Origin of the sequence: Maridesulfovibrio salexigens DSM 2638, assembly GCF_000023445.1 — a bacterium.
Classification (GTDB): Bacteria; Desulfobacterota; Desulfovibrionia; order Desulfovibrionales; family Desulfovibrionaceae; genus Maridesulfovibrio; species Maridesulfovibrio salexigens.
Genome location: NC_012881.1, coordinates 913,867 through 930,578, shown reverse-complemented (window position 1 = coordinate 930,578; position 16,712 = coordinate 913,867). Strand labels below are relative to the sequence as shown.

Here is a 16,712-nt window from a genome sequence, read left to right as displayed (position 1 = left end):
ATTTGCAGCAGCCACCAAGACATTGCACACATGATTAAACACATGTACAATCAAACACACACACTTGAACAATTGAACACTTTTTAAACACCGGATCCATTCAATGACCGAACAGGATATCGATCTTTATCTGCGGGAAGTAATCGACACTATGAACGATGGGCTGATCATTGTGAGTCCTGACGGCATCATCATGAAGGTTAATGATGCCCTGCTGCGCATGACCGGATTTTCCAAAGATGAATTGCTGAACAAGCCTTGCTCAGTGCTGGGTTGCGATGCCTGCCGGATTGTGCGTGAGCAATCTGACGGGCACTGGTGCGGATTGTTTGAAAGAAAGAAGGAAAGCCGAAAGAACTGCCATATCATCGGCAAGAACGGAAACTACCTGCATGTACTGAAAAACGCATCCCTGCTCCGGGATGACGAAGATAATATCCTCGGCGCGGTGGAAACAGTCACCGACATCAGCGAACTGGACCGCAAGGAGCTGAAAATCAGGGAACTCTCCCGGAAGCTGCAACATGAAGAAAACGGATTCTGCGGATTCGTGGGCCATTCCCCGGCAATGCAAAAAGTTTACACTCTGCTGGGCAAAGCCGCCCGTTCCGATGCTCCGGTCATAATTTACGGTGAATCAGGCACAGGTAAGGAACTGGCTGCACAGGCCATCCATGAGATGAGTCCGCGCGCGGATAAACCTTTTGTACAGCTCAACTGCGCCGCGCTAAATGAATCCCTGCTGGAAAGTGAACTGTTCGGACATGTAAAAGGAGCCTTCACCGGAGCATATCGCCATAGGCAAGGCCGTTTTGAGGAAGCTGCTGACGGCTCCATATTTCTTGATGAGATCGGAGACGTTCCGTTGCCCATCCAAGTAAAGCTGCTGCGGGTTCTGGAAACCCGTTCCTTTGAACGGGTAGGAGAGAACATCAACCTGTCTATGGAAGCCAGACTGATCACAGCCACCAATCAGGACCTCAACCAGTTGGTGCAGGACAAACAATTCCGGGAAGATTTCTTCTTCCGTATTAATGTAATCCCGGTACACCTGCCGCCCCTGCGCGCGCGAAAAGAAGACCTGCCCCTGCTGGTGGATCATTTCATTAGTGTCATTGACCACCTCGACCATAGCGAAGGCCCAACTCCTGAAACCATGCGCAAACTAATGGAATACCAGTGGCCCGGAAATGTGCGAGAACTGAAAAGTGCGCTGGAATATGCCGCAGTAGTCAAGGACAGCGGCCCCATTCAGCCCGAACATCTGCCGCCGCAGATAAACTCCGTTACAGCCGATTGTTGCCCATGTATCGAGCCTCCTGTCCCTGCCGCAGAACCAGACGAAAAGCAGGAATTGATCAATGCCCTGAATCAGGCCGGAGGCAACAAAAGTAAAGCCGCAAAGCTCCTCGGAGTCAGCCGGGGAACGATTCACAACCGCATGCGCAAACATTCGGTTCAATATCGGCTGGAGGGGTAATTACATACCTGAGAATCAACCCTGAAGCTGAATTTTATACGGACCATTTGTGTGTTATAGAAAGATTATACTGCTGGCAGCACTGGACTTTTCGGCTGTTTTTGATTAAATACTTTTCCAACATCGGGAAAAAGCATCCGCTGATTCCCTACAAAGCGCCGTACAACCATTTACACTGGTAGGCAGTGAATCCCACCCTGCGCCAGTCCGAAAGAAATCACATTTCTGCCCGCTTACATATCCGGACCAGCATGGCTTCAGCCCCTGCACCCGGACCGCAAGACCCGGCATCAGGCAGGTTTGCATTTAACTGAATCACAGTATGCAAATCCTGCATTTGAGTGGTGCTTGATTTTGCCAAGAAACAGAACTTCATAATAGCGGCACAGACACTTAACCGGAGGACACGACATGAGCGATAATGACATTGCGATCCTTAAGTATGACGGCAAAGAATACGAACTGCCCGTAATTCATGGAACAGAGGGCGAAACCGGTATCGACATCACTCAGCTTCGAGCGCAAAGCGGCCTTATTACCTATGATCCGGGCTACGGAAACACCGGCGCATGTACCAGTAACATCACCTTTGTAGATGGTGAAAAAGGAATTCTGCGTTACCGCGGCTATCCCATCGAAGACCTTGCCGAGCATGGCAAGTTCATTGAAACCGCATGGCTGCTCATCTTCGGTGAACTTCCGCTCAAGGAAGATCTTGCCCGTTTTTCAGCTCTGCTCACTGCGGAAGAGCTCATCCACGAAGACCTGCGGCACCACTTTGAGGGATTCCCGTCCCACAAGAACCAGCCTATGGCTATCCTGTCCGCAGTTATCAACGCTCTGGGCAGCTATCACCCTGACCTCTACGACATTAACGACAAGTCCGAATTTTTCCTCGCAGTTGGTAAGATCATCTCCAAGGTAAGAACCATCGCGGCCTTTTCATACCGTAAATCAATCGGTCGACCCTTTGTTTACCCGGACCCGGATCTGAGCTACTGCCACAACTTTCTGCATATGATGTTCTCCATCCCCTACAAGCAGTACGATCCGCCGGAGGAAGCTGTTAAAGCTCTTTCGCTGATCTTCCAGCTGCATGCGGACCACGAACAGAACTGCTCCACATCCACTGTAAGAATGGTCGGTTCCACTCAGGCAAACATCTTTGCCTCTGTATCATCCGGTATCTGCGCCCTCTGGGGTCGTCTGCATGGTGGCGCGAACGCTGCGGTTATCGACATGCTCGAAACCATCAACAACGGCGATTACACCATCGATGAATACATCGAGAAAGTTAAAAAGAGGGAATGCCGCCTCATGGGTTTCGGTCATCGCATTTACAAGAGCTTTGACCCCCGCGCGAAAATCCTCAAAAAAGCGACCCATGACCTGCTTCAGCACGGTTTCAGCGATGAACTGCTGGACATCGCCATGCAGCTTGAAGAACGTGCCCTTTCCGATGATTTCTTCATCGAACGTAAGCTCTACCCCAACGTAGACTTCTATTCCGGCATCATCCTGCGCGCGCTGGGTATCCCGGTTGCCATGTTCCCGGTTATGTTCGCAATCGGCCGTATGCCCGGTTGGATCGCACACTGGTACGAGGATTATACCAACCCGACATCAAGAATTAACCGCCCGAGACAGATTTACACTGGCGAAACTCCGAGAAATTACGTACCTATAGATTTTAGGAAGTAAATCTAGTCAATATCGGTTCGAGGCTTATCCGGCTTCGGAACGATGGATATACCTACCCGGATATGCCCGTAATCCCGCTCCACACAAGGGGTGAGATTACGGGCAATACTTTTTCAAGAGGTTGTAATTTAAATTATTTTCAAAAAAATTCAGCTTTTCTTACGAAAGAACTTGCAATTCACAAGCGATATTTATAAACAGTTCTTCGCCGTGCCGAAGTGGTGGAATTGGTAGACACGCTAGGTTCAGGGTCTAGTGGAGGTTTCTCCGTGGAAGTTCGAGTCTTCTCTTCGGCACCATATTTCTAGAAAAAGCCGCAACGAATGTTGCGGCTTTTTTGTTTTCACGCTCTGAAATCGACACCACCTTATAATTTAAACTCAAGATATAACCCTAAACCCAAAAAAAGTTCTTGCCAAACTAACTCCATATCTCTATACAGGTTCTTCGCCGTGCCGAAGTGGTGGAATTGGTAGACACGCTAGGTTCAGGGTCTAGTGGAGGTTTCTCCGTGGAAGTTCGAGTCTTCTCTTCGGCACCATATTTCTGAAAAAGCCGCAACAAATGTTGCGGCTTTTTTGTTTTCGAGACTTAGATAATCCATCAACCCAATGGGGAGTAGGGCTGAGAAGATTTCTAAACAAAAACCAGAAAAAATTATTGACCGCAGAGCATGGTTTGTTAAGCTTCGGTTCGTTGTGTTTTCACTTCAGGACCATTTAAATTAATCAGGGAACCCGTTTAAAGTGCGGGGCGGTTCTGCCGCTGTGATTCCTCCATTTCATGGATCAGGAAAAGCCAGCAACCCTGCCTGAAGCATATCTGCACAAAGCAGATCAGTAACCTCATCTCTTCGAAAAAGCAGATTACGCCTTCTGGGCTTCCTGCAACACAAATCAAGAATTACGACTCCGCTATAGGAGTATTATCGCCGACAAATGTATTTTAGTGAGATACCATTTGTTCAATGGCTGTGTTTTGCTCTGTGTAAGTCAAAACAACTAAACGAGATACATGCGCCCTGCTTGGAAAGCAGCTAATTATTGACTCAAGGTAATAAAAGCCCTCTAAAGGAACTTCATCATAATGACTGAACATACTGTTATCACCCGCGAATCAGCTAAAATGGCCCTGGAAGAACACACCCGTTTTCAAGAAACCGTCAGTTCCAAAAAATATCAGATCCGTGACCGCAAAGGACGTCTTCAGGAACACTCATTTAACGACGTCAAAAACAGACTCTGCCGTGAATTCTTGAAGAATTCCCAATTCGAAAAAAATGAGAATGAACAGGTCTGCGAACTGCTCCAGTCCGGACGTTTCATCCCGGCAGGATCCATTCTTTCCGGCCTCGGCAATGAGCACGCTAAATGCTCGCTCAGCAACTGCTACCTTGCCAAAATCGAATCAGATTCCCTTGAAGGAATTTTCGAAGCCCAGAAAAAGCTTGCCCGTACATACTCCTATCGCGGTGGAAGCGGCATCGACATCACCATCCTGCGTCCTTCCGGGGACCCGGTAAACAATGCTGCGGTAACCTCGTCCGGTGCCGTCAGCTTCATGCCTCTTTTCAGCGAACTGACCAATACCATCGGTCAGAACGGCAGGCGCGGTGCACTGATGATCTCCATAGATATCAGACATCCTGAAACCCGCCGCTTCATCTGGTGCAAGAGCAAACCGGAAGAAATTTTCGGAGTAGATTCCCTGACAGGTAAAGTTCAGGATGTTTTCGGGGCCAATATCAGCCTTAAGGTAACTGATGAATTCATGCAGGCAGTGGAAGAGGATAAGGACTGGACCTTTATTTTCCCCGACAGATTCAAAATCAGCGGTAAAATCATCAATGAGTCTACCCTGCAACTGCTACCCGAAGTATATGAAGCCCTGAGCCCTCAGGTTGGTGACCGCATAGAAGCGGAGATCACCTACAAGGTTATCGGGATTGATTCCAAAAAACACCAGATCAAAGTGCAGCCGGACCTGCCGATCAATGAAGACAGCACTGCCCTTTCCGAGGAAAACCTGACCTTCATTCTCTCCAGAAAACGCAACGAGACATCTGACATTTTTGATCCGGTAAAGTCCGTTTACAATACTCTCTGGGACGGTGATTACAGCCGTTGGCAGGAGCTTGGACTCCCCCTCAGAAAATACGACACAGTTAAAGCACGGGACCTGCTGGAAGAAATCAGTGAATCCGCTTGGAAATCCGGTGATCCGGGCATTCTTTATCAGGACACCACCCAGCGCAATACCCCCGGCACATATATCGATCCCCTGCGCCTGAAGCCCATGTCCACCAACCCCTGCGGTGAACAGGCCCTCGGCTACTGGAGCAACTGCCTGCTCGGAGCGATGGTTCTGTACCGTTACGTGGTCAACCCCTTCACCAAGGAAGCACGTTTCGACAGTGATCTTTTCCACGATGACCTGACCCGGACCATGGCTTTTATGGATACCATGTCCGACCTTAACCAGAACAAGCATCCCCTGCAGAAACACAGGGATGCTGACAAGTACGGCAAAAGGATCGGTATTGAATTCACCGGTCTTGGCGACATGCTTGCAATGCTCGGCATGCGCTACGGCAGCGAAGAGTCTATCGAATTCATCAAAGAAATTATGCGCGATAAGGCCATTACTGAAATTTCAGTAAGTGCCAACATTGCCGAACGTTTCGGAGAAGTCGAAGCCCTGAAAACTAAGGATGCACGCCAGCGTTTTCTGGACTGCCCCTACATCAGTAAACTTGGACTTCCCAATAAGCTGCAAAAGAAAATCCTGAAAACAGGACTGCGCCACACTGCATTCAACACTGTCGGACCTTCCGGTTCCATCTCCATTATGTCCGACAACTGCACCTCCGGCATCGAGCCCGTTTTCATGTTCAGCTATGCACGTGAAACAAGACTTGAGGCCGGGAAGGTTTTTGAATTCATTCACATGCCTCCGCTGAAATGGATGCTGGAAACAAATCAGGAGCACCTGTTCGGCAAATATACTGCCTTGCAGCTCAAGGAAAAGCTGAACTACGTGCAGGCAGACGAGCTGGATTATATGGACCGCATCCGCATGCAGGCCGCAATTCAGCAGTATACTGACAGCTCCATTTCCTCGACCATCAACCTTGCCGAGGAAACACCCAAGGAAACCATTTTCGAAATCTATCTCGAATCTTGGAAACACGGCCTCAAGGGTGTGACTGTTTTCCGCAACGGCTGCAAAAAAGGTGTGCTGAGCAAGAAAGAGGACTCCAAAGAAGCTGATCCGACCATGAAGGGCCAGAACCCGACTTTGATTGAAAGGGAACTTGGCGATATTGAGCGTGCCGAGCGGCACCGTGTTATGTGGAAAGGCTCCAAGATGTACATAATCGTATCCTTGGATGAAACAGGCAATCCTATTGAAATATTCGTCAAGCTGCCCAAAGAGGCTGGTGTAACCGGAGACGGCTTCTACAATGAGCAGGTATTTCAGGAGAAATACTCCCTCTGGGAAACCATCACCCGCCTAACCAGCATGCTTCTGCGCGTAGGTATGCCAATTGACCGCATCCTGACCCAGCTGGATCGCTCCAGCTACAACATCATCGATGCGGCGGCGATAATCTCCCGCATCCTGCGTCAGTACATCTCACTGGACATGGATGATCAGACGATTGTCTCTAAAGGTCTCGGCGATCCCTGCCCCGAATGCAGTAAGAAGGCATACGTTCCCGAGGGCGGCTGCAAGATCTGCAAGGCTTGCGGGTACACCACCTGCGGGTAGATCAAATTAGTCCATAATAATCCTGTAATATTGACCATTTCAAAAAGGCTGCAACATTTGTTGCGGCCTTTTTTATATTTAAATTACAAAATCAAATCGCTCTACCTCAAAAACATTATTTACAAAATAACCACACCTGAATATATTATTCTCCTAATCCATTTCAAGGAGGATAGGATGACAGACTTAAGCAACATTTATTTCATTACCAACAGATTCTTAAGTGGATCAGATGAGAACAAAAAATTTCAAAAAAGCAACCTCTGCTCCCCGGACCTGTCCTTCTGCAAGACTGGCCCTGACCGCACTATTGAACTGATCAAAAGCGCAACCATGTTCAAGGAATTGAAGAATGAACAAGGTTACGAAGAGTTCCTCATCTATCTCCACGGCTTCAATAACCAGCCGTGGCCGGACATTTTTCCCAATGCCGCCCGCATGCAAAAGCAATTAAATGAGGCGGGATGCAGCAAAGTAAAGGTACTGCCGTTGATCTGGCCCTGTGACGACGATTTCGGAGTATTGAAGGATTACTGGGATGATCAGGAATCCGCAGAATTCAGCGGGAAGTTTTTTGCCCGCGCCATAGGCAAGCTCATGGAATGGCAGATGGCCAACCGTGATGATCCCTGCCGCAAGCGTATACACATAATGGCTCACTCAATGGGCGGAAGGGTACTCTTGAAGTCACTGCCCTTCTTTGCCAAAAACATTGCAAGAGCTGATGTGCCTTTCCTTTTCACCAACACCTTCCTGATGGCCTCTGACATTCCCAATGAAAGTCTCGGCAAGGGCGAGGAAGGCCATTACATTTGCAGCGCGTCCCGTAATATTGTCTGTTACTACGCCAACGATGACATCGCCATGCCCGCAAGTAAGGCTGCCAACGTAAAGAATATGGTCTTCAGCAGACGCATGGGACACACCGGCCCGGAAGAATGGGATGATATTTTAAAGAAAAAGGTAATCGCCGCCAATTGCGACAGCTTCAACAATAAGCTTGATCTCAAGGGGCATACCTATTTCATGGACAGCGAGGATATGCAGAGCCCTGCTTTTCAACACATGATAGCACTGATCAAAAGCCCCGGATCATTCAAGCCTAATCAGGAATTGGTTTTATAGGATTCGGTCTAGCAAGAAGAATCAAAAAAGCCGCAACAAATGTTGTGGCTTTTTTGCGTTTTATCCTCATACTCCCGCGGCCCTCTTTACATCATCCCACTTTCGTGCCACACCACCCTAAGCTTATGACAATTATAACTAAGATCACTTATATATGAAAAAAACACTTTTTTTACTATTTATCATACTCCTTTCTTTTCCGTATCCAAGCCAAGGAAAGACGCTAATACCTGTTACTATCCAGCAAGACACACTCGATAGCTACAATGAATTACTTTTGCACACAGGAAAACACCCTTACCTTCTGGAAGAATTACCGACTTCTAAGATCAGCAGGTCTCTCGCAGATGTTATAATTGCTCAGAAAGCCATTAAACTTGGCGGAATAGAACCGGTATTTATTTTTAAAGCTATCCCCAACAGCAGACGAGCCACCGAAGACGCGGCAAATGGTCTGGTGGTTTTTTACCCCCATCAACTAAACCTGAATACTTTGAATGTTCCAAGATATAAAAAAAATTTTCTAGTTAGCGATCCGATCACAAGATTTGGAGAATTTCAAAAAGCCTTCTACTGCCTTGCATCTAATGCAGCTCTACTATCTTGCACCAATGCAAAAGAAATCAACTTAAACGGCAAAGGAATTGTGGGACAACATTGGCACAATGATAAAAAGGTCCTTAGGGACATGGGCATCACAAACTTAATAGATGCACCAACCTTCGAATGCATGATCAAAATGATTAGAGCAGGACGTGCTGACTGGATTCCGTTAGAGATATCAAACGCCAAGGATTCCAGCATGACCCTCTACGGAGTACATCTTGTCCCAATTCCGGAGATAAAGTTTTCACTATTAGAAAGCAGGCATTTCTTTATTTCCAAAACCCATCCCGAAGGTGAAAAAATATATGAGGCTTTACAAAAAGGAATTAAAGAACTGCGCAAACAAGGTTTCATCCATAAGATACTAACTCAAGCGGGGATGTTTAATCCGAACGCTGATTCATGGACGATTTTAAATGCTGAGAAGATGAAGGCAGGGATGAACTGACTCAACGCTTCAATAAAATCAAAAAGCCGCAACAAATGTTGCGGCTTTTTTGCGTTCCACAGTTTTACTTTAAGATCAGGAAACCATCTTTTTCCAGTCAGCCATAAACTGCTTGAACACCGGAAATGTATCCTTAATATAAAAAACGCCTTCTCCGCCGACAAATGTGCTCAAGTACTTATCTGAACTGATCAGTTCCTTAAAAGCACGAATAACATTGGGGGTAAGTTCAAACGGCGGTTTGACCGGTTCCTTGTCCGAGCGCATTACCGCGACAGTAGTATAGTCGTACTTTTCATCTTTGAGATAGGCGGCATTTTCAAACAGCTCATCAATAAACAACCAGTGCGGCTTCACCTGCATATTCGGCTGATTATTCTCATTGATCTTCCAGCAAAGAACCCACTTTCCTTTTCTGATCTTATCGCCGGCAGCCAGATGCATTTCATCATCAATAAGACTTTCGTAGTTTTCAATGTCGCCGCTGTATTCAACGTTGTCGCTGTCACCGTACCATGCAATATAAAAGTCAGTTTCGCTAAGCACCGCAAAATCAAGAAGTTCCTCGCCGTCCTCCTCAATTTCCTCAGCACCTCTGCTTCTCTCGCGTTCACGCCATATATTATAAAGATCAGAAAGGGCCTGCTTTTTCATTTCCTCCGCAGGATATTTCTCCATGGCGCTCTGCTTGATTTCAGAAAAATAGGAGCTGAGATTTTCAATTTCCCGCAGATCAGTAATTTCCACAGCAGCTTCTTCCAACCCCGTTTCCGCGATTCCGTTTCTACTTAAGTTGGGGCTTCCAAGTACGGCGGACTGTTCGCCAATATAAAATTTGCAATGAAGGTTATCCAAAAAGTGTACGTTTTCCCATGAAAGGCAATCCACAAGGGACTGAATCCCCTTTGGATTTGACCCTTCAGTGGGAGAAACCACGACTTCTTTAACTTTCTCTTTGTCGATAAATTTCTCCCAGTCCAACCCAACATACGCAACAGCGATCCTCTCAGGCTCGCAACGCTCAACCGCTCCGCGTATTTCACCAGTTTTCAACAGTTTCATAATGCCTCCAAACTGTTAAGAGTCCTGACGGGAATCTATGTGAGAGGGAATTTAATTTCAATAGAATTTTGTGGGAAGTTGGTTGGTAGGTAATTGGGGGGGGAGGGGTAAGAGGAACGAAAAAGCCGCAACCTTGGTTGCGGCTTTCTCTTTATAAGTTAATCAAGTCCCTCAAAGGCAAAATCATATGCCCTTCCTAAATCTGCAGTGGAGGGCTTTTCTGTCTTCAAATCTCCAAACTTGTCCTGCGTTGCTTTCAGTGTTTTCGAATGTACACGCTCAGCCTCAACAGAGACAGAAGCCAAGATTACCCCTTCCATAATAAATGATTCTTCACTACTAGCCATTTTACCTTTTGAGATTCTTTTATTATAAACAATCTTATCAACACCATTTTCATCACAATAATCCTGAATAGAATTTGCAAAATTTACAGCATCAGAACTTGAGGGGTTTTTATTAATCGATATCTTATTGGTTTTAACATCTAAAACCTCATGAGATTCCTTATTCCCACCCACTGCAACAATTCTGCACGAATTGCCGGACAAATACATACCAGCTACAATTTTATCGCCCATAGCGAATCTCCTTTTTTAGAACAAACTATATTTAACAACCCAAAAATTATAGAAGAATATTTAATCAGTATATAATCAAAGTCAACATTACTTCCTAAAGAAAACCCTTGACCCAACATCAATTCGGTGCTTAAAGCTCCTCGCGTCCGTCCATATCCGGTTGTTTTGGGTCCAGAGAGACCCGAGTTTTAAGACAAGGGCAGTGTACTTGCTTCGTACATCGTCCTTATGTGACGATTTTCCTGAAACCTAATTAAGAGATTGGGACCAGTTATGCAGGCAGTTCGCCTCGCTGTTTCAGGAAAAAGTACGATCTGCCTTTGTGAGTTTTTTTACCCACCTTTTGTAGATCGAGATAACCGGACGGTCCCTCCAAAAATACCGGACATTAATTACGGTAGCTAGAAGCCTCCCCTGCATTTAAGGGGCGGGCCTTGCTTTGTTTTTCACCCCCATTTCCGCAAGACCGGAACATCCCCGGATCAGGCCGCACGTGCGGTTTGCTGATTCGTGTTGCTGTACTTTTGCCAGTGATAACAAACGACCCGATTTAATAAATCCGGCCCAGCTGAAACGGGAATTAACACGCGCCCAGTTGAGAACTGAGACGCGCTCATGTTTTATTGCCCTTTTAAATACAACTTTTATTTTCACTACATTTTAGAGAGATACATACATCATGGAAAAATTTAGAAACCTCGGCCTTTCCGATGCCATTATTGAAGCACTTGAGAAAAAAGGCTTCACCGCGCCCACCCCTATTCAGGAAAAAACCATTCCCATGCTCCTTTCCGGTGAAAAGGACATCGTAGGTCAGGCTCAGACTGGTACCGGTAAGACCGCAGCTTTCGGCCTGCCTATCATTGAAAATGTCCGCGAAGGCGCAGGACACGTTCAGGCCATCGTCCTGACCCCCACCCGCGAACTGGCTATGCAGGTTGCGGATGAAATCATTTCTTTCCGCGGCTCACGCAAAGTTTTCGTAGCCACTGTTTATGGTGGACAGCCCATGCTTCCGCAGCTGAAAGCACTCAAACGCGGCGCGGACATCGTTGTCGGTACTCCAGGCCGTGTTCTGGACCACATCCGCAGAAAGACCCTCGACCTTTCCCAGATCAACAACTTCGTACTCGATGAAGCTGACGAAATGTGCAACATGGGCTTCCTTGAAGAAGTATCCGAGATCATGGAAAATGCCGGTGAAGATCGCCGTACCCTGCTTTTCTCCGCTACCATGCCCCGCGAAGTAATGAACATCGCCAAGAAATTTATGGGCGATTACGATGTGGTTTCTGTAAAGCGCGAAAAAGACGAAGCACCGCTGACCGAACTCATTTTTCACGAAGTAAACGAGCGTGACCGTTTTGAAGCACTCTGCCGTGTTGTTGATGCGCAGCCCGAATTTTACGGTCTGGTCTTCTGCCGCACCCGTGCAGATGCAGACCGCGTAGCAGGAACTCTTGCTGAGCGCGGCTACCCTGCCGAACCCATTCACGGTGATCTTTCTCAGGCCCGCCGCGAAGATATCCTCATGCGTTTCCGCAAACGCCGCTGTAAAATCCTCGTGGCTACCGACGTTGCCGCCCGTGGTATCGACGTTCCCGACCTTTCACACGTTGTTAACTTCGCCCTGCCGCAGGATCCGCAGAGCTTTGTGCACCGCGTAGGCCGTACCGGTCGTGCTGGTAAAAAAGGTGTTGCTGTAACCCTGATTACCCCCCGCGAATTCGGTAAACTGCGCTACATCACCAAGATCACCAAGCTCCGCGTAGACAAGAAACCCCTGCCGACCATCGATCAGGTTATCGATGTGAAAAAATCCCGCATGGGTGCAGAGCTTAGCGAAATCGTTGAAGCCGGCAAGCATCTTTCATACCTTGATCTCGCCCACGAATTGCTCGAAGGCGTTGATCCTATTGAAGCTGTTGCAGCACTGCTCAAGCATTCTCAGGGCGGCGTTCTCGACAAACGCAGCTACCGTAAAATCGAAGAGTGCGGCGGACCCGCAGCAAACCGTGGTCGTGTACGCTTCACCGCGCACATCGGCCGTGCACACGGCATGACCCCGCGTAAACTGGTAGACATGATCTGCCGCCGCGCACGCATCAACCCCGTGCGCATCCAGCACGTGAAGATTCAGGGACGCCAGTCCACCTTCACCGTACCCGCAGGTGATTCCGATAACGTAATGCGCGCTGTGAACAGGGCTTCCAAAAACGAAAGACCTTTGCTCAAACGCGGCTAGTTTGCCTCCGGCGGCTTAACCCCTTTTATTGGGCTTCGCCGTTTCGCACCTAGAAAATACCATTTAAAAGCCCGGTTCGAACTATGTTCGAACCGGGCTTTATTTGTTTACTCTTCCAATCCCATTCCGGGGTGGTGGGCCGGATAGCCCATATCGTCCTCATGGCAGACCGTACATGTTCCGGCTGCTCCTATGGGCTGCGCTTCACCCATATATTGTAGCGGACGCAGATTGTCGCGCTCGTTTGCTGCCGGGAAGATTGCATGCGGTGCGTTATGACATGCAGCACACATCACGGCATCCATTTCATCCTTGCGATTGCGGAACAAGCCGGAGCTGTCCTCAGTCCACTTGTTAAAGGCAGAATCCGAATCAGGGTCAGCGAATTCAACGTGACAGGTCAGACAATCAGGCTGCTGCTCATTAGGCTGACGTGCATTGATTTCTTCAAGCTCATAATCAACCGGAGTAATCAGTTTAATAAGTTCCTTGGCTGCAGGCTTCTGTTCTTCACCTTTAAGCAGAGCTAGAGAATGATTCTCCATAGAGCCGTGGCAATTCACGCATTCCATTCCGGCATCAACATGAACACCGCGCAGACTTTCCTGCGGATGGCACATCATGCACGCATCGTTCTCCCTGCCTGAAAGATAAACAGCATGAAAACCGTGCAGAGCGGTGGACAGATTAAGCTGCAATTCACCGTCGTGGCATCCCATGCAGTCAATGATCTCGTTATCCTTTAACCGCTGCCTAAAGTTGGTTTTGTTATCGCGGTCATGCACCCCGGCGATATCCATCGCTGTGCGAGCGGAAAATCCACCCTGCTCCGGTATATCCCAACCTCCGCCGTGACAATTGTTGCAGCCCGGACGGGTAGAGACCGGAAGCACGATAGTTGTACTTGCGAGAACATTTCCATTCGCATCAAAAGCCTGAACTTCCACCGGGGGCAAGGGCTGATAGGCTTCCTTGGTGTAAGGCAGTATTTCTATGGGACCGGACTGAAAATAACCGTCCTTAACCGCAAGTTCAAAACTCTTATCCATACCCTGCGGCTTGCAGACGATTTTTACATCATCAGTGACAACTTCGGGTGGATCTCCACGCAGCAAGAGCTGAGCGCGTACTGTGCTGCCCTTGTCTGAGATGGACATGGCGCGATCTTTATCGATGATCAAACGCAATCCTTCCAGCGACCAAGCCATGAGCACATATTCCTGCTCAGCTTTGAAGGGCCCGGGACTCAGCTCTGCTTCTTCAGTTTCCGGCAGAACAGGATCGTATCCCGAACCGACAGAATGGATATATTCGGCAAGAACTCTGCGTTCTTCAGCATTACCCATAAATTCCGACATATACTTATTAACCTTGCCCATGCCGGAGATAAAAGCATCCAGCCCAGCAGTAGTGTATTTTGATGTACGGGGCACAATATCATTCATGGGGCCGTTAATAGCATGACACGGACCGCACTCCATCTGATAAAGCCATGATCCGGCTTTCAAGCGGTTCTGATCAGTAATCTCGCGCAGGTCCTGCGGAATCCATTTAGCATTTTGCAGAATGGACTCACCGTGCAGCTTCTTTGCCTGCTCCACGGTGATGTTGGTGGAATAGACCTCACCCCAGACAACATAGGGCTTACGGCCGGCCTCGCGCATGAACTCGAAGGAACCGTAAAACATCAAAGCCACCACCAGCATTACCATTGCCGAGCTGAAATTAACCCGGCGCGGGGCACAGATAGCCATGAACAGACCACCGAAAAGGAGAACCGGAGCAGTGTACTTAAATACTTCCATGAAATAAGCCACGCGATGTGACTTATGGACCACCAGCATAATCTGCTCCGCGGGGATACTGCCCATATACCAGTAACCGGAAAATACGGTCAGAACCAATCCGGTCAGGGTCCAGATGCCGCAAAAACGGACCAGCATGCAACGCAGGTCCTTATCCTTGATCCGTGCCGCAGTCACAAAACCGAACAGTCCGGCAAGCATGCCGCAAAGTGCGGTACGGAAAAAGAGTGCGGGCCAGAAAGTGGGGTTGAAAATGGCATCCCAGAAACTTCTGGTTTCCTCCCAGACTCCGGGGGTGAGCATGAAGGAAACCACACCGTTGATGGTAAAAAGAGACAGGAAAGCAAAAATGAAATAGAACCAGCCGATAATCAGATGATCCCTGCGGTTCATCTTATCCCAATAGTAATAATAGATAAGCAGGGCAACGATCTCACCCACGAACCAGACCCATTCCGTAGCCCATGCAAAGAGAAACTCGCGGACCAGCACAAGGGTTCCCTGCGGACTGAGAAGAGCCATGGTAAACCAGAGAGCAACCCCGGTCCCGCCCCCGAAAACCATCGTAAGAAGCAGAAAGAATTTAGAATGTTTTTTAACGTAATCAAGCAACTCGCCTGATTCAGTCTTGTAGGCCAGTTTTTCTGTGACGACTAAAAACAGCCCGCCACCAACGGCAAACTGAGCCACGAAAACATGGATTGTAGCAATGACCGCGATCCAGAACCCACCGCCGAAAGTAGTTAAATGCCAGATTGGATATTCCATCATTAACTCCTTTCAGCCTTGCGCATGAGTTTCAGCATGTAGACGATGCAAAATCCGCCTGCAATAAGGGAGACAACAAAAAGTATGAAGGGAGACCACTGCCCTGACACGGGGGCGGTATCAAGTGTAAAATACGGTTCCAGATATTTCTGGCGGACAAGATGACGCATAACAGCCATGACCGGCACAATAAAAACCGTTGCAGCTACGCCCCAGTAAACGTTCTTGGTGAATCCGGCGTGAAGCATGGCAAAAGTTGCGAGCAATCCCACACAAAGCAAAACCGTGGCAAGAATATCACCGCCCATAAAGATAAGCATTATTTCTTTGGGCAGGGCCACCAGAAACCAGAACCCCATAAGTACATTCACTAATGTTGACCGTGAGAACCATTTCATTCCCGTATCAACAAAGTCTGAATAACCTTTCCGCTTGCCCACTAAGGCAACAAAGAGTCCGCCCACAGCCAACGCGGATATGGCAAAATGCATAAAGCGCGGGTAAAGAACCGGATCACTCAGGTTGAGGTTGAATCCGTGCGGATCAGTAAAATATTCAGACCAGACCTCCGGGCGCAGCATCAGGGTCATTTTATTGGAAAGCATGAAGCCGATGTAGACAATCATACAGAGCACTGCCAGCATGGTCAGACTGCGTCCTGAGACACCCAGTTTTTCATAGCGGTAGTTATGAAAATACAAACCATAATAGCCGCAGATGAGGGCAGCAATCACCGCCAGCCAGAAAACAGCCATGAGAATTGAGGAAACATAGCTGAACTGACCGTACACTGCTTGCAGAAACAAGAGCGGCGGCACTCCGGCATTAATTGCCAGAGCCAGCAGTGTCGGCAATTTCTTGGAAATATTTTTGGAAATCGCTGTTCCTCCGGAAAGAGAGTGAACAAAGACGATCGCCGCTCCCCCGAAAACCGCATTCATAAGCAACAGGTGAACGGAAAAAGTAATGATTGAAAGAGTTACCGGCCAGATAGGGTGAACTGAAATACCAATAGCAGCCGGAACCAGCGTGGACGGGTCCATGAATATCCCCCTTATTAATTTTCTTACTAGGCTTTCTATAACAAGAGAAAACGGGGGCCACAATTAGAAAACTATTA

At 48.0% G+C, this 16,712-nt stretch carries 10 protein-coding genes, 2 tRNA genes and 1 riboswitch; of the genes, 8 read left to right on the top strand and 4 right to left on the bottom strand.

The features are described 5' to 3' along the window. Positions 1-103 precede the first annotated feature (103 nt). From DESAL_RS04150 to DESAL_RS04120, 7 genes are all read left to right on the top strand, one after another. Positions 104-1,480 (top strand): sigma-54 interaction domain-containing protein, encoded by a 1,377-nt coding sequence (locus DESAL_RS04150; RefSeq protein WP_015850713.1) that lies wholly within the window; start codon positions 104-106, stop codon positions 1,478-1,480. A gap of 411 nt (positions 1,481-1,891) precedes the next feature. Beyond that, positions 1,892-3,181 (top strand): citrate synthase, encoded by a 1,290-nt coding sequence (locus tag DESAL_RS04145; RefSeq protein WP_015850712.1) that lies wholly within the window; start codon positions 1,892-1,894, stop codon positions 3,179-3,181. Positions 3,182-3,393: 212 nt separating this feature from the next. After that, positions 3,394-3,480 (top strand) — tRNA-Leu (locus DESAL_RS04140). A 155-nt stretch (positions 3,481-3,635) separates the two neighbouring features. Further along, positions 3,636-3,722 (top strand) — tRNA-Leu (locus DESAL_RS04135). A 153-nt stretch (positions 3,723-3,875) separates the two neighbouring features. Then, positions 3,876-4,010, top strand: a riboswitch (cobalamin riboswitch). 257 nt (positions 4,011-4,267) lie between these two features. Next, positions 4,268-6,952 (top strand): adenosylcobalamin-dependent ribonucleoside-diphosphate reductase, encoded by a 2,685-nt coding sequence (locus DESAL_RS04130; protein WP_015850711.1) that lies wholly within the window; start codon positions 4,268-4,270, stop codon positions 6,950-6,952. Positions 6,953-7,129: 177 nt separating this feature from the next. After that, a complete protein-coding gene (locus tag DESAL_RS04125) occupies positions 7,130-8,077 on the top strand; it encodes an alpha/beta hydrolase (protein WP_015850710.1) in 948 nt (315 codons plus the stop codon). 154 nt (positions 8,078-8,231) lie between these two features. Then, a complete protein-coding gene (locus tag DESAL_RS04120; protein ID WP_015850709.1) occupies positions 8,232-9,131 on the top strand; it encodes an ABC transporter substrate-binding protein in 900 nt (299 codons plus the stop codon). Between the two features lie 75 nt (positions 9,132-9,206). On the opposite strand, the gene DESAL_RS04115 is transcribed toward DESAL_RS04120, so the two are convergent. Continuing rightward, on the bottom strand, positions 9,207-10,193 hold the full coding sequence (locus DESAL_RS04115; RefSeq protein ID WP_015850708.1) for a phospholipase D family protein: 987 nt from the start codon (positions 10,191-10,193) through the stop codon (positions 9,207-9,209). Positions 10,194-10,351: 158 nt separating this feature from the next. Further along, positions 10,352-10,774 carry a DUF3010 family protein gene (locus tag DESAL_RS04110; protein WP_015850707.1) on the bottom strand — a complete coding sequence of 141 codons (423 nt, stop codon included), beginning with the start codon at positions 10,772-10,774 and terminating at the stop codon, positions 10,352-10,354. A gap of 679 nt (positions 10,775-11,453) precedes the next feature. Between DESAL_RS04110 and DESAL_RS04105 the strand changes: the two genes are divergently transcribed. Beyond that, a complete protein-coding gene (locus DESAL_RS04105) occupies positions 11,454-13,019 on the top strand; it encodes a DEAD/DEAH box helicase (protein ID WP_015850706.1) in 1,566 nt (521 codons plus the stop codon). Positions 13,020-13,126: 107 nt separating this feature from the next. Here the strand turns inward: DESAL_RS04105 and DESAL_RS04100 are convergent, their stop codons facing one another. After that, the gene (locus tag DESAL_RS04100) at positions 13,127-15,595 is read right to left on the bottom strand and encodes a multiheme c-type cytochrome (protein ID WP_157046920.1); all 2,469 of its coding nucleotides are present in this window, start codon (positions 15,593-15,595) and stop codon (positions 13,127-13,129) included. Then, a complete protein-coding gene (locus DESAL_RS04095) occupies positions 15,595-16,635 on the bottom strand; it encodes a hypothetical protein (RefSeq protein WP_015850704.1) in 1,041 nt (346 codons plus the stop codon). The genes DESAL_RS04100 and DESAL_RS04095 overlap by 1 nt, the downstream gene beginning before the upstream one ends. Positions 16,636-16,712: the final 77 nt, after the last annotated feature.